This window comes from Stenotrophomonas sp. MH181796, from assembly GCF_009659995.1.
Lineage (GTDB): Bacteria > Pseudomonadota > Gammaproteobacteria > Xanthomonadales > Xanthomonadaceae > Stenotrophomonas > Stenotrophomonas riyadhensis.
On record NZ_RAHU01000002.1, the window covers coordinates 17,570 to 36,818 of the forward strand.

A 19,249-nucleotide genomic window follows, 5' to 3' on the forward strand; every position below is an offset into this window, starting at 1 on the left:
TGAAGGGTATCGGGCCCGGGACGGAAACGTCCCGGGCCCTTTCGCATACGCCGCCGCAGAGGCGGTGTAGCATCGCCGCGTGTGTGGACCGTTCGGCCCGCCGGCCACCCACTTCATTCTGCGGGCCGCATGCCGAGGACCCCTACATGAGCACCATTGAAAAGCTGCCTTCCAGCGGCTCGCGTTTTACCACCATCCGTACCGAAGACAGCGCCGACGGCGCTGCCCACTGGCTGTTCATGCACGCCGATGCCAGCACCGGCGTGCGGCCATGCTGCCGCAAGGACATGCTCGATGAGATGTGGAGCTACATGGCCGCCATCACCCAAGGCCCCGCCGAGCGTCACAGCGGGAAGCTGAGGCATTTCGTACTGGCGTCCGATGCCGTCGCCTACAACCTCGGCGGTGACCTGGACCTGTTCACCCGCCTCATCCGCGAAGGCAACCGTGACCTGTTGCTGACCTACGCCCAGCGCTGTGTGGAGGGTGTACACCATCTGCATACCGGGTTCGGCGGCGATGTCCGCTCGATCGCCCTGATCCAGGGCGACGCCCTCGGCGGTGGCCTGGAAATGGCACTGGCCTGCCATACCATCGTTGCCGAGGAAGGCAGTGGTCTCGGCCTGCCGGAAGTGCTGTTCGGCCTGTTCCCGGGCATGGGCGCCTATTCGTTCCTGTGCCGCCGGGTGTCACCGCATCTGGCCGAGAAGATCATCCTCGACGGCCGGGTCTACAGCGCCGAGGAAATGCACGCAATGGGCGTGGTGGACGTGCTGGTGAAGAAGGGTGAAGGCCGTGCCGCCGTCGAAGATCTGATCCGCCAGCAGCAGCGGATTCCGCAGTCCTACCTGGCGATGAACGCCGCGCGTGGCATCGCCCAGGCCGTCAGCTACGACGAACTGCTGGAGATCACCAAGGTGTGGGTCGATTCCGCCCTCGCCCTCGGCGACCGCTCGCTGCGCACCATGGATCGCCTGATCAAGGCCCAGACCCGTCGCGCCGGCCTCGACGCGGCCTGATTCACCCCCTCCCCCCAGAAGGGTTCAAGCCCGGTTGGCCACCGGGCTTTTTTTATCGGTCCAACGCCATGGCTCAGCGCGCCTCGCCGTCATCAGCGGCACCACGGCTCCGGCGTTCGGCCCGTGCATCCAACGCACGTCGGCCTTCCTTGATCGCGTCCTGCAGGATGGTCAGGCGCGTACGCCATTCAGCCTTGAGCTGCCAGTCGGCCATCCGCATCAGCTCGCCGGCGCGGCTTGACGCCCGCATCAGGCCCAGGTTGCTGGCCACGCCCTTGATGGCATGGGATTGTTCACGGAACACTTCCCACTGCGCAGCTTCGCCGGCCTGCTCGGCCTTGCCCATGCAGGTCGCGGCATCCTCCAGGCACTGGCGGATGAATTCACGCTCGAACCCCTCCCCCATGCCCAGCGAGGCCAGCTCGTCCAGCACGCTGCTGTCGAGCACGCCATCCTGCAGCGGCGTCGTCGCCCGTACCACCGGCGCAGCCATGGTCTTCAGCTGGGCGTTGCTGGCGATCTCGGCCAGCGTGTCGAGCAGCCGCACCGCCACTACCGGCTTGGCCAGGAATGCATGCGCACCGGCCTGGGTACAGCGCTGGATCGCCTCCGGCGTGACGTCGGCACTGAGTACCAGCACCGGTGTGCGCGGGCCACCGCCGGCCTGCATCACCCGCAGTTCCTTGAGCATGTCCAGCCCGCTCATGCCCGGCATGTGCAGATCGACGATGACCGCGTCGAATTCACTGTCGGCCAACGCATCCAGCACCGCTTCGCCGCCGTCCACGCACAGCACGCGGTGGCCGGCCTTCTGCAGCAGGCGCTGCAGGACCATGCGATTGGCCTCGTGGTCGTCGGCCACCAGGATCTGCATGCTGCGCACGCGCGCCCGGTGACGCAGGAACGGATCGGCAAAGGCGATCACGTTGCCACCCTGCCCCACCTCCTCATCTCCGGACAGGCTCGGCACCGCCCCCGGCACCATCGGCTGCGGCGGCGCGAACGGCAGCTCGACCCAGAAATGGCTTCCGCGGGGCGGGTTCTCCAGGTAGCCGATGTCGCCGTCCATCGCTTCAACCAGGCCCTTGGCGATGGTCGTCCCCAGACCGGTGCCTTCGTGGCGGCGCGCCATGCTGACGTCGGCCTGCTCGAACGCATCGAACAACCGCGTACGCATGGCCGGCGCCACGCCGATGCCGGTATCGAGGATGTCGAAGCGCAGGCGCACCGCGCCGCTGGTGTCGGCGTGTACCACGCCGACACGGATCTCCACCCGGCCATGGTCGGTGAACTTGACTGCGTTGCCAGCCAGGTTCAGCAGGATCTGCCGCAGGTGGCCGACATCGCCGCGCAACCGTGGCGGCACGCCGTCGGCGATCTTCACCCGGTAGTCCAGCCGCTTTGCCTTGGCCTGCGGCAGCAGGATCAGCCCGATCGCCTGGATCACGTCGGACAACGCGAAATCCTCAGCCACCACGCGCAGTTTGCCCGCCTCGATGGCAGAGATGTCCAGCACCTCCTCCACCAGGGCCAGCAGGCTGCGCGATGATGCCTGGATGGTGTTGAGGCACTCGCGCTGCTCGTCATCCAGGCGCGTGGTCGCCAACACTTCGGTCATGCCATTGAGGCCATTCAATGGCGTGCGGAACTCGTGGCTCATGTTGGCGAGAAAGCGGCTCTTGGCCTCGCTGGCACGGCGCGCTTCGGCCATCGCCTCGGTCAACTGCCGCAGCAGTGTCGAGAAGTACAGGGGCACTGCCGCCAACCCGAGCCAGAGACCGATGGCCAGGCGGAAGTTCTGCTCCCAGTACGGGGTCAGCAGCACGGTACAGCCGAAGCTGACCATTGCCATCGCCACCGCCACATACAGGTAGTGATTGCCGAAACGCATGCCGTTGCCGACCGTCACCCACATCACCACGATGTAGACCCAGGCCAGTGGCTCGCCCATCTGCACCATGCCGGCGGCGATCAGGCCGTAGTCGGCCAGCATGCCCAGCACGCGGCGCGGATCGGAGCGTTCCGGTCGCCACAGCAGCCAGCCGAACAGCAGCAGTGACAGGCTCAGGCCTGTCAGCACGATCGCCAGCACGCCCGCGTACTGCTCATGCGGCAGGTCGTGGCGCGGTGCCGGCAGCAGCACATAGGCAAGGATCAGGCTGATCAGGACAATGCGGACGATCTGCTGGCCGTGTTCACTGTCCTGGCGTTGGGCCAGGCGCAGCCTCAGCTGCGACCACAGGCGTTTCACGCGCCCAGCCCCGGGCGCGCGGAGGCCATCGAATGCTCGGTGCAGATCTGGTCCAGCTGTTCGCGGCCACGCAGCAGCGCGTCCACGCAACGTGGGTCGAACAGTCGGCCACGCTGGGCATACAGATAGGCCAGGGTGGCTTCCATGGTCCATGCTTCCTTGTACGGACGCGGGGAAATCAGGGCATCGAAGACATCGGCAACGGCCACGATGCGCGCTTCCAGCGGAATCGCGTCCCCGACCAGCCCATCGGGATAGCCGCTGCCGTCGTAACGCTCATGATGGCGCAGTGCGATCAAGGCACCGACCTGGATGAAACGATTCTGGCTGCCACTGAGCAGCTCATGGCCGATCCGCGGGTGCCGGCGCATGATCGCCAGCTCTTCCTCATTGAGCTTGCCCTGCTTGAGCAGCACCGCATCGGGAATGGCGATCTTGCCCATGTCGTGCAACGGGGCAGCCATCTCGATCAGCCTGACATCATCCTCGGGCAGGCCGAGCTGCTCGGCGATCAATCCTGCAACGCGCGCCATGCGCTCCAGATAAGCGCTGGTACCGGCATCGCGGAACTCGATCGCCCGGGCCAATCGCGACAGAGTCTCGCGTTCCCGTTCCTCGACCTCGTGCATGCTGGCCAGCAGTCGCTGCTCCAGCGACAACGCCCGCTGCTTCACGTTCTCGGTCTGCTGGCGCAGCTGCAGCAGGTTGTAGCAACGCGCACGCAGCTCACGCGGGCGGATCGGCTTGACCAGGAAATCGATGACACCCGCTTCCAGCGCGGCCTGCCGGATCGGCTCATCACCGACCACGGTGATCAGGATCACCGGAATGTCGCGATGCTTGGGCAGGCGGCGGAAACGGCGCGCAAACTCGAGCCCGTCCATCTCCGGCATGCGGTAATCGAGCAGCAGCAGGTCGACCGGATGCGCCTCGCACCAGGCCAAGGCAGTCAGCGGATCACCGAAGTCATACACGCTCAGTTCGGGCGCGATGTCCTCGATGACGTGGCGCAGCATCGTCCGGGCGGACGTCTGGTCGTCAACAATGACGATGTTCAAGGCGTACTCTGCCTGGTTTCTCGACCATGCTGGATCATCAGCAGGCGAGGATACTCTGCCGCTGCGAACGCTCGCACCCTGCATCGGCCTGGCTCCCGTGTCATACGTCCCGGTTCATGATCGTCGTCGCATTGTGAAGCGGACTCTCCACGATGCATCATCCCCCTGCCGCCGATCAAGCCACAACAGGCGTCAAGGTAGTGCATTAACGATACGCCGAGTGCGGGAGGCGTCAATCGCGCCGTCTCATTTCGAGACGGCGCGCACAATCAGGAGTCAGGAAAGCGACTTACTGCTCCGGACGCATGTACGGGAACAGCAGCACATCGCGGATCGAGCTGCTGCCGGTCAGCAGCATCACCAGGCGATCGACGCCGATACCGAGGCCGCCGGTCGGGGCCATGCCGTACTCCAGCGCACGGATGTAGTCGGCGTCGTAGTGCATCGCCTCGTCGTCGCCGCCCTCCTTCGCTGCTACCTGCGCCTGGAAACGCTGGGCCTGGTCTTCCGGATCGTTCAACTCGGAGAAACCATTGGCCAGCTCCTTGCCGTTGACGAACAGCTCGAAGCGGTCGGTATAGCCCGGATCATTGTCGTTGGCGCGGGCCAGCGGCGAGACCTCCACCGGATGGTCGGTGATGAAGGTCGGCTGGATCAGGGTGTGTTCGACGGTGGCTTCGAAGATCTCCAGCAGCAGCTTGCCCCAGCCGTAAGACGGCTTGACGCGGATCTTCAGGCGCTCGCAATGGCGCAGCAGCGCGTCGCGGTCGGTGCAGTCGGCAGCAGAGATTTCCGGGTTGTGGTGGCGCACCGCCTCGTCCATGCGCCAGCGGCGGAACGCCGGACCCAGGTCGATCTTCGCGCCGTCCCACTCGACTTCGGTGCCACCGTTGACGGACCTGGCCACGTCGCGGATCACGCCTTCGGTCAGGTCCATGATCTCGTTGTAGGTGGCATAGGCCTCGTACAGCTCCATCATGGTGAATTCCGGATTGTGGCGGGTGCTGACGCCTTCGTTGCGGAAGTTGCGGTTGATCTCGTACACGCGTTCCAGGCCGCCCACGGTCAGGCGCTTGAGGTACAGCTCCGGCGCCACGCGCAGGTACAGGTCCAGGTCCAGCGCATTGTGGTGGGTGGTGAACGGCTTGGCCGCCGCGCCGCCGGGGATGTAATGCATCATCGGCGTCTCGACTTCCAGGAAGTCGCGGTTGTCCAGCCACGCGCGCATGGCGCGGATGATCTTCGAGCGCTTGATGAACACCGCGCGTGACTCCGGGGTCACGATCAGGTCCACATAACGCTGGCGGTAGCGCTGCTCGACGTCGGCCAGGCCGTGCCACTTGTCCGGCAGCGGGCGCAGCGACTTGGTCAGCAGGCGGATCGATTCGGCCTTGACCGACAGCTCGCCGGTCTTGGTACGGGTCAGGCCGCCTTCGACGGCGATGATGTCGCCCACGTCCCAGCCCTTGAAGGCGGTGTAGGCGTCACCCAGCACCGCGCCCTGCAGGAACAGCTGGATGCGGCCGGACTCGTCCTGGATCTGCGCGAAGCTGGCCTTGCCCATGATGCGCTTGGCCATCAGGCGGCCGGCCATCTTCACCTGGCGGCCAGCGCCTTCCAGGGCTTCGGCGGTCCACTGCTCCGCGTCGGCGAACTCTTCCTGCAGGCGGCCGGCGAAGTCCTCGCGACGGAAGTCGTTCGGGTACGCGATGCCCTGCCCACGCAGCGCTTTGAGTTTCTCACGGCGCTCGGCGATCAACTTGTTTTCGTCGACGGGGGGGGTATCGGTAGCTTCGCTCATGGATCTGCGGGAATCGTGTAGTGAGGGGGAATGTTGCGCCCGGCACAGCCGGTTGCCCAGCATACCAAAACCGCCCTGCCCCGGCCCCGGCCCGCCGCCTGCCCCGGTAGCAGCCTGGGGTCAGATCCCTTTTGCGAGGCAAAAGGGATCTGACCCCATCCGGGACCCTGCCTGGACCCTGGATAGCTACCTGTTTCCTGGGAACGCCTGCCGCAACTCGTCCACCAGCACCCGCTCGTTCTCCGAGTAGTCGATCGGCACCGACACCAGGTGCACCCCACCCTCGTTGAAGGCCGCTTCCAGGGTCGGAATGAACTGCTCGATGGCGGTCACCTCGTGGCCCTTGCAGCCATAGGCCTCGGCGTACTTCACGAAATCGGGGTTGCTGAAGGTCATGCCGTAGTCGGTAAAGCCATCCACCGCCTGCTTCCAGCGGATCATGCCGTAGGCGCCATCGTTGAGGATCAGCACCACCAGGTTCAGGCCCAGCCGCCGCGCGGTCTCCAGCTCCTGGCTGTTCATCATGAAGCCGCCGTCGCCGCACACTGCCAGCACCCGCCGCTGCGGGTACAGGATCGAGGCCATGATCGCCGACGGCAGGCCCGCTCCCATCGTCGCCAGCGCGTTGTCCAGCAACAGCGTATTCGCCACCTGGGTGCGGTAGTTGCGCGCAAACCAGATCTTGTACATGCCGTTGTCCAGCGCCACGATGCCGTCCGGCGGCATCACCTGGCGCACGTCGTGCACCAGCCGCTGCGGGGTGAACCCGGCCTCTTCGGCACGATCGGCGAGGTGCTCGAGAATCGTCGTACGCAGCGGCAGCAGCGCACCGGCATTGGGCACCGCGCCTTCGATGCGGTCGGCCAGCTGGGTCAGCGAACGGCCGATATCGCCGATCACCTCCACCTGCGGGAAGTACACCTGTTCCACCGCCGCCTGCGAATAGCCGATATGGATCACGGTCGGCCCACCCGGGCGCATCACGAACGGCGGCTTCTCGGTGACCTCGTGGCCGATCGTCACGATCACGTCGGCCTGGTCGATCGCCATGTGCACGTAGTCGCGCTCGGTCAGCGCCGCAGTGCCCATGTACAGGCCCGAGCCACCGGCCACCGCGCCCTTGCCCATCTGCGTGGTGAAGAACGGAATGCCGGCACGCAACACGAACGCCGACAGCGCTTCGCTGGACTGCGGCCGCGACGCCGCCGAAGCAATCATCAGCAGCGGACGCTTGGCATTGCGGATGATCTCCGCCGCGCGATCCAACGCCTCCGGGCTGGCAATCGGACGATCCACCGCGTGCGGCGGAATCAGCGCGACGCCCTCGACCTCATCGGCAGCGATATCCTCCGGCAGCTCCAGCAGCACCGGGCCCGGGCGCTCTTCCTGGGCGACACGGAACGCCTCGCGGACGATGGTCGGGATGGTGCGCGCCGACACGATCTGCCGCGCCTGCTTGGTCAGCGGCTTCATCGTGCTGACGATGTCAACGATCTGGAAGCGCGCCTGCTTGCTGGCGACGATTCCCTTCTGGCCAGTGATCATGATCACCGGCCACGCACCGAGAAGCGCGTAGGCGGCACCGGTGGTGAAGTTGAGCGCGCCCGGGCCGAGCGTGGCCAGGCACACGCCCGGCTTGCCGGTCAGCCGGCCATAGGTGGCCGCCATGAACACCGCCGCCTGCTCGTGGCGGGTGATGACCAGCTCGATGCTGGAATGGCGGAGCGATTCAACCACGTCGAGGTTCTCCTCGCCGGGGATGCCGAAAATACGTTCGACGCCTTCGTTCTCAAGCGCGGCGACGAGCAGGTCTGAACCCTTGGACATTGGAATGCCGTCCTTTTCGCTGGACTGATGATGGATCGTTGCAGGAAGGGTGGAAGCCGCGCGTCAACGCTTGTCGAACCACACGGTCTGCGCGTTGACGAACTCGCGGATACCGAAGTGCGAGAGCTCGCGGCCGAAACCGCTTTTCTTCACGCCACCGATCGGCACGCGCGGGTCCGAGGCGGAGAAACCGTTGACGAACACGCCGCCGGTCTGCAGCCGGCGCGCCAGCTGCATGGCCCGTGCACGATCGCCGGTCCACAGGTTGCCGCTGAGGCCGAATTCGCTCTGGTTGGCCAGTTCCACCGCATGATCGGCGTCGCGGGCGCGGCTGATCGAGGCCACCGGCCCGAATGTCTCGGTATCGAAGGCCTGCATGCCCGGCTCCACGCCGGCCAGTACGGTGGGGGCATAGAACGCGCCCGGACGATCCAGCTGGTGGCCACCGACCAGCAGCTGCGCACCCGCATCCACCGACGCCCGCACCTGCGCATCCAGCTGCTCCAGCAGGTCCTGGCGCGCCATCGGGCCGATGCGGTTCGCCGGGTCGCGGCCGTCGCCGATGGTCAGCGCCTGCACCTTCTGGCAGAACTGCGCCACGAACCGGTCGTAGACCGCGTCTTCGACGATGATGCGCTTGCCGGCAATGCAGACCTGCCCGGTGTTCTGGAAGCGCGAGGCCACGGCGGCATCGACCGCAGCGTCCAGATCGGCATCGGCCAGCACGATGAACGGATCCGAGCCGCCCAGTTCCAGCACCACCTTCTTCAGCGCCTGCCCGGCCTGGGCGGCGATGCTGCGGCCGGCGGCCACGCTGCCGGTCAGGGTGACCGCAGCAATGCGATCATCTGCGATCGCGCGGCTGGTGCCGTCGCGGCTGATGTTGGCGGCAATGAAGGTGCCTTCCGGCAGCCCTGCGTCGCGCCAGGCGGCATCAAGCAGCTGCGCGGTACCAACGATGTTCTCGGCCGGCTTCAGCAGGAAGCCGTTGCCGCCCATCAGGATCGGTACCGCCGCGCGCATCACCTGCCAGTAGGGGAAGTTCCACGGCATGATGCCCAGCACCACGCCCAGCGGCAGGTAGGACACGTAAGCCTTGTCATCGGGCACCTGGGTCGGTTCGTCGCGCAGGAACTGCGCGCCATTGTCGGCGTACCAGTCGCACAGCACGGCACACTTCTCGATCTCGGCCAGCGATTCGGCCTGCACCTTGCCCATCTCGGCGGTGGCCAGCGCGGCCAGCTTTTCACGGTCACGGCGCAGTACCGCCGCCATCGCACGCAATACGTCTGCGCGCTGTTCGAGGCTCCTGGCGCTCCAGGCGGCGAAGCCGGCCTGGCCGCGATCGAGGATCGCTTCCAGCTCGGCGTCGGTGGCGAAGGGGTGGCTGGCGATCTGCTGGCCGGTGGCCGGATCGCGGGAAACAGCAGTGGTGGGGGCAGCGGACATGCAGGGCTCCTGTTGTCTCGACAACGGGCGGTGGCCCGTCTCCTGCAGAGGAATGTGGACCCGATGGACGGGCACAACAAGGCGTCTGCTTATCCTGTGACCTGCACTTACCTGCCTGAATGGGGTGGATTCTCCTGGCAGGGCTGCGCCCTGCACCCGCCGAAGCAACGGCAACAACCGTAGCAACAGCACAAGCTGGTTTCCTATGGGATGGCGGGGTGGGGCCGGTTGCGGGGGGCGCTGCAAGTACGTCCATGTAAGCTCGGTCGCCGCATCCATGCGGCTCACGCCCCCGCAACCGGCCCCACCCCGCCTTCGACGGTTTCCTGCGATCTGTCGGAAATACTCTTGGGGTCAGATCCGTTTTCCGTAGGAAAACGGATCTGACCCCGGAACTTCTTTCGATATCTGACAGATGTGTCGACCAAGGTCGACACCTACCAACAGCCGCGCGAAATCTGTCAGAGGCGGGGCGGTGTGGGTTGGCAGGATGCCGGCTGTTGCTGTTGCAGTCGCTTCGGCCTCTGCAGGTGCAGGGCTGCAAGCCCTGCCGAACAACCCTCTACCTACGCGGCAGATAGGTCACCAGGGACAGATCGTGCCGGCTCTCGGGCACCAGCGCCACGTACTGCAGGTCCAGCAACCCGCGCGTGGGATGGTTCAGCTTCTTCGCACCTTCGTCGAACCGGCGCACGTCGTGCTCCGGCCACCACTGGCGGAACTCCTCGCTGTGCGCGGCGATGTCCTCGACCAGCGCCAGGAATGGTGCCTTGTCCGGCGCCTGCGCCATCGCCGCGCGGAAGCCGGCCAGCAGCCCGCGGGTCATTTCTTCCCAGTTGAGGATCAGCGTGCGGTACGGCGGGTACAGGAACATCAGCCGCAGCGTGTTGCGCTCATGTGGCGCCAGCTGGCTGTAGTCCACGAACAGGTCGGCGATGGCCGGGTTCCAGGCCAGGATGTCGTAGCGGGTATTGCGCACATACGCTGGGATCGGCTGCATCGCCTCCACCAGCTGGCGCAGGCCATCGGTGACTGTCTCGTCCGGAGACTCCAGCGGCACGCCGTAGCCGGACAGCGCGAACGCATAGGCGCGTTCGTCGTCGCTCATGCGCAGCACCTGCGCCAGGCGCTCCAGCACCTCGGGCGAGGCGCGCACTTCGCGGCCCTGCTCGATCCAGGTGTACCAGCTGACGCTGACGCCGATCGCCAGCGCAACTTCCTCGCGCTTCAGGCCCGGGGTACGCCGGCGCCCGGCCGGGAGGCCGAGCGTGGCGGGGTCGACACGGGCGCGGCAGGCCTTGAGGAAGCCGCCGAGTTCCTTGCGTTCACTTTCGCTGCGCATCAGCGCCCTCCGTTGCGGAAGGCGATGATATCCGCGCAGGCGCGTCGATCAGGCATCGACGCGCTTGGAGCCCACGGCCAGGCCGGCCTTCAGGCTGGCCTCGACGAACTCGTCCAGGTCGCCGTCGAGCACCTTCTGCGTATCCGAGCGCTCGATGCCGGTACGCAGGTCCTTGATACGGCTCTGGTCCAGCACGTAGTTGCGGATCTGGCTGCCCCAGCCGATGTCGGACTTGGTGGCTTCCACCGCATCCTTTTCGGCGTTGCGCTTCTGGATCTCCAGCTCGTACAGCTTGGCGGCCAGCATCTTCATCGCGTTGTCGCGGTTCTGGTGCTGGCTGCGGCCGGTCTGGCAGGCCACGACGATGTTGGTCGGGATGTGGGTGATACGCACCGCCGACTCGGTCTTGTTGACGTGCTGGCCACCGGCACCGGATGAACGGTACACGTCGGTACGCAGGTCGGCCGGGTTGATGGTGATGTCGATATTGTCATCGATCTCCGGCGACACGAACACCGAGGTGAAGCTGGTGTGGCGGCGGTTGTCCGAGTCGAACGGCGACTTGCGCACCAGGCGGTGCACGCCGGTCTCGGTCTTCAGCCAGCCATAGGCGTAGTCGCCTTCCACGCGCAGCGTGGCCGACTTGATGCCCGCGACGTCACCGCCGGAGACTTCCATCAGCTCGGTCTTCCAGCCGCGCGATTCGCACCAGCGCAGGTACATGCGCAGCAGGATCTCGGCCCAGTCCTGGGCTTCGGTGCCACCGGCACCGGCCTGGATGTCGACGAACGCGGCAGCATTGTCCATCTCGCCGGAGAACATGCGCTGGAACTCCAGCTTCTCGACGTGCGACTGGTGCTTGTCCAGGTCGGCGACCACGGCCAGCGCGGTGTCCTCGTCCTGTTCGGACTCGGCCAGTTCCAGCAGCTCGGTGGCATCGGCCAGGCCGTCCAGCACCGAGGCGATGCCGCCCACGGTCTTTTCCAGGCTGGAACGTTCGCGGCCCAGGTTCTGGGCGTATTCGGCGTTGTTCCAGACGTCGGGGCTTTCCAGCTCCCGCGTTACTTCTTCAAGACGCTCTTTCTTGGCGTCGTAGTCAAAGATACCCCCGAAGCGACAGCACGCGATCGGTCAGATCGGTGATGCGCTGGCGGACAGGATTCAGTTCGATCATGTCGGCGGTTATGCATTCAAAAGATGACTGCCAATGATACCGCAGGCGTCCGCCCGGCGGCGAGGCAGGCCAGGGCTGGGCCCCGGGTGGACACGCGGCCATCCGATCCCGGTAGACTTCCCCACCGCCGCGGGAACAGGGGCCACGCGGTCATTCCCAACCCAAGGAGCACCATTTCAATGACGATCATGCGTTCCACCCTGTGCCTGGCCGCCTGCCTGCTGGCCGCCAATGCCTCAGCCATCGACCTGAAGGGCCTGACCAGCACCGGCATGAAGGCCGGCAAGGCGCTGACCCTGTCCGACGCTGAGGTCTCGGCCGCGGCCGATCAGGCCTGCGCCTACATGGACAAGGACAACCAGGTGGTGGCCGGCAACGATCCGTATGCCCAGCGCCTGGCCAAGATCACCCAGGGCCTGGCCAACGAGGACGGCCTGAACCTGAACTTCAAGGTGTACCGCACCGCCGACGTCAACGCCTGGGCGATGGCCAACGGTTGCGTCCGCGTCTATACCGGCCTGATGGACATGGCCAGCGACGACGAAGTGCGTGGCGTGATCGGCCACGAAATCGGCCACGTGAAGCTGGGCCACAGCAAGACCAAGATGCGCACCGCCCTGCTCGCCTCGGCTGGCCGCGAGGGCCTGGCCGCTTCGGGCAACGGCAACCTGACCCAGCTCAGCCAGGGCCAGCTCGGCGAACTGGCCGAAGGCTTCGTCAACGCCCAGTTCTCGCAGAAGGAAGAGAGCGCGGCGGACGAGTACGGCTACCAGTTCATGAAGCGCCACAGCTATGACCCGGCGGCCCTGGCCAGCATGTTCCGCAAATTGTCCAGTGAAGGCGGCCTGATGTCCTCGCACCCGGGCTCGGAAGCCCGCGCTGCGCGCATCGACGCGATGATCAAGAAGGACAAGAAGTAATGCCCATGCGGGCGGGCCGACCGGTCCGCCCGCTCAGGTTCCTGCCAGCGCCTGGCGCAGCAACGGCAGCTGTCGTCGACTGCACGGCACTTTGACGCCATCGACCATGTGAAGCAGGGCTTCACCGCCATCAAGTGGTTCGATCGAACGCAACTGATCGCGGTTGATCAGCCAGCTGCGGTGCGGCCGCAGGAACTGCACCGGATCCAACCGCTGCTCCAGGACCGCCATGGTGATCCGCAGTGGGTAGTCATGGCCGCGTACGCGCAGGTTCACGTAGTTCCCCGCCGCCTGGGCGTACTCCACATCTTCGGTGGCCACCAGGAACTCCTTGCCCAGCTTGCGCACCAGGAAGTGCTGGGGGCGCTCGACCGGTTCCACCGGCGGACCGACATCGGGCTCGGCCAGCAGATGCGCCTCGCCCTGACGCTGGCGACCGAACCAGGCCACCGCGTGCACCGCGATCACCAGCAGGCTGTAGGTCTGCACGTCCTTGAAGAACTCGTAGAACCACTGCGCCGGCCAGGCTCCATAGGTGTATTGCTGGCCGATCAGGGCGAAGGCCAGCTTGCGCATGAGGACCATGGCACTGACGTGCACGAGCCACCAGGCGATACCGCCCAGCACATACAGCAGGATCCGGCGACGCCAGGTATCGGCATGCAGCGGCCAACGGCGAGCAGCGGCATGCAGCACGGCCAGAAGCGCGAGGGAGGCCAGCGCGCTGCTGAACTCTTCGATCGATACCGTCAATGCCGGAAAGGGCTGTACGTCCCGCCATGCCCGCATCCACTGCGCCAGGACATTACCTGCTGCAGTACCCAGAAACAGCAGCGACCAGAAGGTGGCGGCCATGCCGCGGCGCTGTAGCGGCTCGGCAACAGGGGCGGCCAACGCCGCCTGATCTCCATTTTCCATGCGGGCTATTGTTGCCCATCCAGCCCGGACCGCATCCGCCATTGGTCCCAGCCTTCCCACCATTGGCCCCTCTGTGGCCGCCGTCGCGCCCCATCTGCTGGCGCGCGGACCTTGGCCAACGCACGGTGCAGCTTCCTCCTGATGCCCGCCCACCATGCACCGTCGCCACGATCTGGACACCCTGCGCATCGCCGCCTTCGTCCTGCTGATCTTCTACCACGCCGCCATGGCCTACGTGGCCGGCTGGGACTTCCACCTCAAGAGCGCCTACACCGCCGAATGGCTGCAATGGCCGATGATCGCGCTGAATCGATGGCGCATGCCGCTGCTGTTCGCGATCAGCGGTATCGCCCTTGGCCTGTCCCTGCCCGACCAGGGACGGCTGCAGCACACCCTCCGCCGTGGCTGGCGCCTGCTGCTGCCGTTGCTGTTCGGCATTGTCGCGGTGGTATCCCTGCAGGCCTACCATGAAGCGCTGGACAAGGGCGACGCGTCACCGGGGCTGGCCGGATTCCTGTGGCGCTACTGGCAGTTCCGGCCGTGGCCGGGCGCACATTTCAGTGGTGCCGCCTACGGCTTCACCTGGAATCACCTCTGGTACCTGGCCTACCTGCTGCCCTACACCGTGCTGGCCGTCGTCCTGGCCAGTCTCCTCCGACCACTGCGCAGTGCGCTGCCGCGCTGGCAGGCAAGCGACCGCCTGCTGGGCACCCTGCTACTGGCGTTGCCAGTGGCCTGGCTGAGCTGGGCCCTGCTGGTGCTGATGCCACGCTGGCCGCCGACCCATGCCTTGCTGGACGACGTGTACGTGCACGCCGAGTCGCTGCCGCTGTTCCTGGCGGGCTTCCTGGCCGCTCGCTGGCAGCGAGGCTGGGACCTGCTGGTGCGTGGACGTCGCCTGACATTGGCACTGGCGGTGCTGGGGCTCAGCCTGGAGCTGGGCATCCGCGCGCTGGCCCGCTTGCCGCATGTGGGCGATCTGGATGCGTGGGTGCTGGCACTGCCTTGGGCCCAGACCGAACGCGTCGGCCGCGCGTTGTACACGTGGTGCATGCTGCTGACCCTGTTCGGCTGGGCGCGCGTGTTACTGGACCGCCACTGGCCCGGCCTGGCCTACTGCCGCGAGGCGGTGTTCAGCTGGTACATCCTGCACCAGACCGTGCTGATCGTCTTGTTGTATGCGCTGCGACCGTTGCAGCTTGGCCCGTGGCTGGAGCCTGCCTTGCTGGTGGCCGGCACGATCGGCGCCTGCCTGCTGATCCACGAACTGCTGATCCGCCGCACGCGCTGGCTGCGGCCCCTGTTCGGCCTGCGTGCCGCATCGCCATCGCTGCTCGTGACACGTGTTGCGCCGGTGTAGAGCCGGGTCCACACCCGGCTGCTTTGGCTCGGTTCTGTTGAGCCGGGCCTGATTGCCAACGGATGATGAGGACAACGGATGTTCCAGACGCAGTGGCACCTGTGGTTGCAGCACACCTTCGACGCCGGCTGGTTCCTGTGGGTGATGCAGTTCATCAGTCTGCTCGGTTACGAAATGGCCTATACGGCGCTGATCCTGGTGTGCGCGTTCGGTGCACGCCTGCGCGCCGGCCTCTGCGTGATGCTGGCGGTGCTGCTGATGGCCTGCGCCACGCATGCAATCAAACAGGGCGCCGCCCTGCCCCGTCCGACCGATGTGGACGCGGCAGTGCTGGACAAGGGCGAGCCGTCCCACCCGTTCGTGGTGGACGGCGGAGGTCACACCTTCTGGGCACTGCCGGACGCACAAGCCACCGCAATGCTGCGGGCGCAGCCCGATGCCGACTATGGCTTCAATAGCGGCCATGTCGGCGTCGCCACCGCTGCCTGCCTCGGCCTGCTGCTGGCCTTCGGCATCCGCCGCCGCTGGCTGCGCTGGGCGCTGGCGTTGGGCTGGCCGCTGCTGATGGCGCTGTCACGGATGTACCTGGGCCGGCATTTCCTGGCCGACGTACTGGCCGGGTGGCTGATTGGCGTCGGCGTGGCGTTGTTGGCGTGGCAGCTGATGCCAGGGATGCGCTCAAGCAGGCAATGGCAACTGCCGGTCCTGTTGGGGCTTGGCGTGCTGCTGGCATGGGCGGCGGCGACCACCCGCTTCGTTCCAGTTGGTGAAGCCGGGCGACTGCTCGCGCTGGGCCTGCTGGTGGCGTGGATGCAATGGCGCGGCTGGCCGGTGGATCCGAAGAACATCGTGCAGCGGGGGTTGCGCGTGCTGGGTGTTGTGGTGATCTATCTGCTGGCGCGGCCGTTGATCGATCTGCTGGCCGCGACCATTCCGCTGCCTGATGTAGCGGCGACCGAAGTGCTGTGGCAGGCCATTGGCACGCTGTTGATCCTCGGTGGCGGCGTGGCGCTGGCGCGGTGGATTCCGCGCCAGCGCCCCTCGATGCCGGGCAGGACCCGGTAGATCCACGCCGTGCGTGGATAGGCCCGTTCCGAAACCAAGCAACAGCCATGCATGGCGCGGCGCTACCGCACCTCGAACTCACCCACCAGCACAGTGTCGGCACGATCCTTCAGTCGCATCGTGACCATCTGGTCCTTCTGCTTCGGCGTGCCCCAGTGCGTGGTCAGGCGCAGCATCAGGGTCGTCGCACCGGTCACCAGCTGCTGGCGGCTGCCGAAGTAATTGGCCTCCACCTTGTACTTGCCGGGCTTGGCATTGCGCAGCGAGAACTGCTCGGGGCCATAGCCGCCGGTGAAGTCCTGCGACATCTGCCCGCCCTGATAGGTCAGGCGGTTGCCGTAGTATGCGCGCTCGCCGTTCGGGTCGGTCACCCACAGGTCCATGTCGCTGTTGTCCGCATCCCAGGACAGCACCACGCGCAGGTCCAGCGGCATCGCCTGCAGCAGGCGCGGGTCGATGTTGCGGGTATCCAGGCGGGGCGTGCTGCGCGCGACCAGGTTGGTGAGCTCATCCAAGGCGATCAGCGCGATGCCATCGAAGCGGTCGTCCCAGGGCCGCACCACCACCTGGTACAGCGGCGCCAGCGCCTGCTGCGGCTTGCCAGCGGCCGCCAGTGCCAGGCCCAGGTCGCGGAAGCTCTGCGGTTCTTCCTGGCCCATCGCCAGCACCTGCTCGAACACCGGCACCGCCAGTGCGGGGGCATCCGCCTGCATCAACCGGTAGCCGAGCACACGCAGCAGGTGGCGGTTGTCCAGATCCATCTCGGCCAGGTTCGACAGCACGCGCAATGCCAGTTCGCGCTGGCCCTGCTCCAGCAGCAGGTCGGCCACATCGAGGAAGAACGCGCTGCTGTCGGCATGTGCGTCACGCTCGGCCAGGTAGCGGTCATACAGTTGCGACGCTGGGCCCTGGCGCAGGCGGCGGGCAATCGCCGAATCCGGTTGCCATGCGGCCAGCTGGATGCCGAGCTGGCCCTCGTTGGCGGGCCCCGCTTGATCGATGGCCGAACCGGTGACCACCACCGTGTCGAGCGCCTGGTTCGCCGCGGACACGGAGCGACGCGCGCGCGCGCTGCTGGCCTCCCTGCGCTGCTCGGTTGCCGCTGCCATCGGCGCAGGCGGGGCCGCCGGAGCGGGGGCCGCCAGCATCGCCACCGGCGCCGATTCCATCGCGTAGTCTGCGGACGCTACCTCCAGTGCCCTGCCCTTCAGCTGCGGCGGTGCGCCCTTTGGCCAGGTCCGGCTCCACCATTGCTGGCGCTCCTTCCAGCGTGCGGCCACCTCGTCCAGACGCTGGCGATCGGCCGCGGCGCGGTCGCTCAGCTGTCGCGCGTAGCGGGCGTCGTACTCGGCACGCAGTTTCCCGGACGGACGGATCGCATAGCGCAGGTAGTCCTCCAGCGTTTCCAGCACGATCAGCGAGGTATCCGGCCCGACCAGGCCGAACTGCTGCGACAGGCGCTGCATCGCCTCGCGGTTGCCGCGACGATCGGCCGCCAGCTGCTGCAGGCGTGCCTGCGCCCACAGCCCGGCCAGCAGTTCGCCATCGCTGCTCTTCTGGGTCGGCGGCAGCGCCTGCCACTCACCGCCATCGACGCGCACCCGCATGGGCACACCGTCTGCGGCCAAGCGGGCATGCAGCCACAGCCAGCCTTCGGCCTCGCTGCGACGATCAATCACCACGTCCTGCACGCCACGCCCCGCGTCGACCTGCACGTCCAGCGGCGAGGAGAACAGTTCGCGCGCGGCGGCATCGACATCCGCCTCCAGTGCAACAAAGCGGCCACCATGCGACTCACTCCATCCGCGCAGCCGGACCGCATCGGTGCGGGCGCCGGCGCTGCTGATTGCGAACAAGCGCTGGTCCGGCGCCAGCGCCGGCAGTGCTTCCGGTCCATACGTCAGCAGGCCGTCACTGACCAGCAGGTATTCCTTCACCGTCGGCTGCGGCTGCCACTGCGCCAGCGCACTGGCGCCGTCCGGGCGCACCGCCTGCAGCGCCGCCCGCAGCTCACTCCAGTTGCCGCCGCGGATGCGGAATCGGCGGACCGGCTCGGCGCGATCGCGCAGCACGGTCAGCGCGACCGTGCCATTACCCATCCGGGCAAAGTAGCGGTCCAGCAGCGCGAACTCACGCGCGCGGTCGCGCAGGCCGGATGACCCCGAACCGTCCCACAGCAGGCCGACCTCGCTCGGCAGCGTGCGGGGAGCGCTACTGATCGGCACCGGCAGCTGCGCCAGCAGATAGTGGCCGTCCTGCCACGGCGCCACCTGCACCTGCGGCTTGCGTTCGGCCGGCAGGGTCCATTGCAGCTGTGGCGGCAGCTGCGCGCCGCGACCCTGCCATTGCAGCTGACCCGCCGTGATCTGGAACGGTGCGGTACCTGCGGCCATCGCACCCGGCGCCTGCACCTTCACTGCAACAGAGGCAGCACCAGCGGCGAACTGCAGCGGCAGCGTCCAGCGCCAGCCCTGGCCCGAGAACGCCAGCGGCTCGCGCAGCACCAACTGCACGCGGCGGCTGCCGCCGGCGGGCAGCGGGTAGATGCGCAGGCGGAACTGATTGCCGGCGGTCTGCTCCAGCAGGCCGGGGTCGACGCCACGGCGGGCGATCTCCTCGAAGACCTGGCGGCCGCGGTCCTTGGGCACCGGCACCGCCTCGCGCAGCTCACCACCGATATCCAAGGCAAACCCGGTGATCTGCTGGCCCTCGGCCAACGGGAACTGCAACTCCCCTTCCAGCACGCGCCGGTTCGGATTGTGGAATTCCAGGGTGATGCGGGTCTGGGCGATGCCGGCCTGGATGTCGCCTTCGATACGGGCCTGGCGCAGCGCGATGGGCTGCTCGGCGCCGGCAACCTGCAGAAGCGGCACCGACCGGACGGGCCGGACGGCCTTGGCGGACTGCGCCTGGGCAACCCCAGCGACAGCGCAGAGCAGCAGGGCCAGTATGGATGGAATCACGCGGCGGGCGAGGGGCATCGGACTGCTCCAGCGGGAAGTTGGACGGTTCAACGCGTGACTGGGGCGAATGGGGTTGGATGGGGAGATGTCGTCGAAACAGGC

Annotated in this window: 13 protein-coding genes; 4 read left to right on the top strand and 9 right to left on the bottom strand. The window is 66.8% G+C overall.

The features are described from left to right. The first annotated feature begins 146 nt into the window (after positions 1 to 146). A complete protein-coding gene (locus tag D5301_RS03915; RefSeq protein WP_110712188.1) occupies positions 147 to 1,019 on the top strand; it encodes a crotonase/enoyl-CoA hydratase family protein in 873 nt (290 codons plus the stop codon). Between the two features lie 73 nt (positions 1,020 to 1,092). Here the strand turns inward: D5301_RS03915 and D5301_RS03920 are convergent, their stop codons facing one another. The 7 genes from D5301_RS03920 to prfB all read right to left on the bottom strand — a co-directional run bounded on the left by D5301_RS03920 (position 1,093) and on the right by prfB (position 11,921). Next, the gene (locus D5301_RS03920) at positions 1,093 to 3,270 is read right to left on the bottom strand and encodes a response regulator (protein WP_324187256.1); all 2,178 of its coding nucleotides are present in this window, start codon (positions 3,268 to 3,270) and stop codon (positions 1,093 to 1,095) included. Next, positions 3,267 to 4,412 carry a two-component system response regulator gene (locus D5301_RS03925; RefSeq protein WP_110712186.1) on the bottom strand — a complete coding sequence of 382 codons (1,146 nt, stop codon included), beginning with the start codon at positions 4,410 to 4,412 and terminating at the stop codon, positions 3,267 to 3,269. The genes D5301_RS03920 and D5301_RS03925 overlap by 4 nt, the downstream gene beginning before the upstream one ends. Positions 4,413 to 4,617: 205 nt before the next feature. Next, a complete protein-coding gene (lysS, locus tag D5301_RS03930; RefSeq protein ID WP_110712185.1) occupies positions 4,618 to 6,129 on the bottom strand; it encodes a lysine--tRNA ligase in 1,512 nt (503 codons plus the stop codon). A gap of 186 nt (positions 6,130 to 6,315) precedes the next feature. After that, positions 6,316 to 7,956 (bottom strand): acetolactate synthase large subunit, encoded by a 1,641-nt coding sequence (locus D5301_RS03935; protein ID WP_153854882.1) that lies wholly within the window; start codon positions 7,954 to 7,956, stop codon positions 6,316 to 6,318. 63 nt (positions 7,957 to 8,019) lie between these two features. Further along, the gene (locus D5301_RS03940; RefSeq protein ID WP_153854883.1) at positions 8,020 to 9,405 is read right to left on the bottom strand and encodes an NAD-dependent succinate-semialdehyde dehydrogenase; all 1,386 of its coding nucleotides are present in this window, start codon (positions 9,403 to 9,405) and stop codon (positions 8,020 to 8,022) included. A 562-nt stretch (positions 9,406 to 9,967) separates the two neighbouring features. After that, positions 9,968 to 10,750, bottom strand: a complete 783-nt coding sequence (locus D5301_RS03945) for a helix-turn-helix transcriptional regulator (protein WP_153854884.1) — start codon at positions 10,748 to 10,750, stop codon at positions 9,968 to 9,970. A 45-nt stretch (positions 10,751 to 10,795) separates the two neighbouring features. Next, positions 10,796 to 11,921, bottom strand: a protein-coding gene (prfB, locus tag D5301_RS03950) for a peptide chain release factor 2 (RefSeq protein WP_097048047.1) whose coding sequence is annotated in 2 segments (ribosomal slippage) — positions 10,796 to 11,845 and positions 11,847 to 11,921 — 1,125 coding nt in all. Because the reading frame shifts where the segments join, the coding sequence is not laid out codon by codon here. A 179-nt stretch (positions 11,922 to 12,100) separates the two neighbouring features. Between prfB and D5301_RS03955 the strand changes: the two genes are divergently transcribed. Continuing rightward, positions 12,101 to 12,841, top strand: a complete 741-nt coding sequence (locus tag D5301_RS03955; protein WP_110712181.1) for a M48 family metallopeptidase — start codon at positions 12,101 to 12,103, stop codon at positions 12,839 to 12,841. Between the two features lie 33 nt (positions 12,842 to 12,874). Here the strand turns inward: D5301_RS03955 and D5301_RS03960 are convergent, their stop codons facing one another. Next, entirely contained in the window at positions 12,875 to 13,759 is an 885-nt protein-coding gene (locus tag D5301_RS03960) for a LytTR family DNA-binding domain-containing protein (protein ID WP_153854885.1), read from the bottom strand. A 154-nt stretch (positions 13,760 to 13,913) separates the two neighbouring features. On the opposite strand from D5301_RS03960, the gene D5301_RS03965 reads away from it, so the two are divergent. Together D5301_RS03965 and D5301_RS03970 are read left to right on the top strand one after the other, a co-directional pair. Then, positions 13,914 to 15,119, top strand: a complete 1,206-nt coding sequence (locus D5301_RS03965) for an acyltransferase family protein (RefSeq protein ID WP_153854886.1) — start codon at positions 13,914 to 13,916, stop codon at positions 15,117 to 15,119. A gap of 78 nt (positions 15,120 to 15,197) precedes the next feature. After that, complete coding sequence (locus D5301_RS03970; protein WP_153854887.1) at positions 15,198 to 16,184, top strand: phosphatase PAP2 family protein; 987 nt, start codon at positions 15,198 to 15,200, stop codon at positions 16,182 to 16,184. A 62-nt stretch (positions 16,185 to 16,246) separates the two neighbouring features. Here D5301_RS03970 and D5301_RS03975 read toward each other — a convergent pair whose 3' ends face one another. Further along, positions 16,247 to 19,165 (bottom strand): VIT domain-containing protein, encoded by a 2,919-nt coding sequence (locus tag D5301_RS03975; RefSeq protein WP_153854888.1) that lies wholly within the window; start codon positions 19,163 to 19,165, stop codon positions 16,247 to 16,249. Positions 19,166 to 19,249 lie beyond the last annotated feature (84 nt).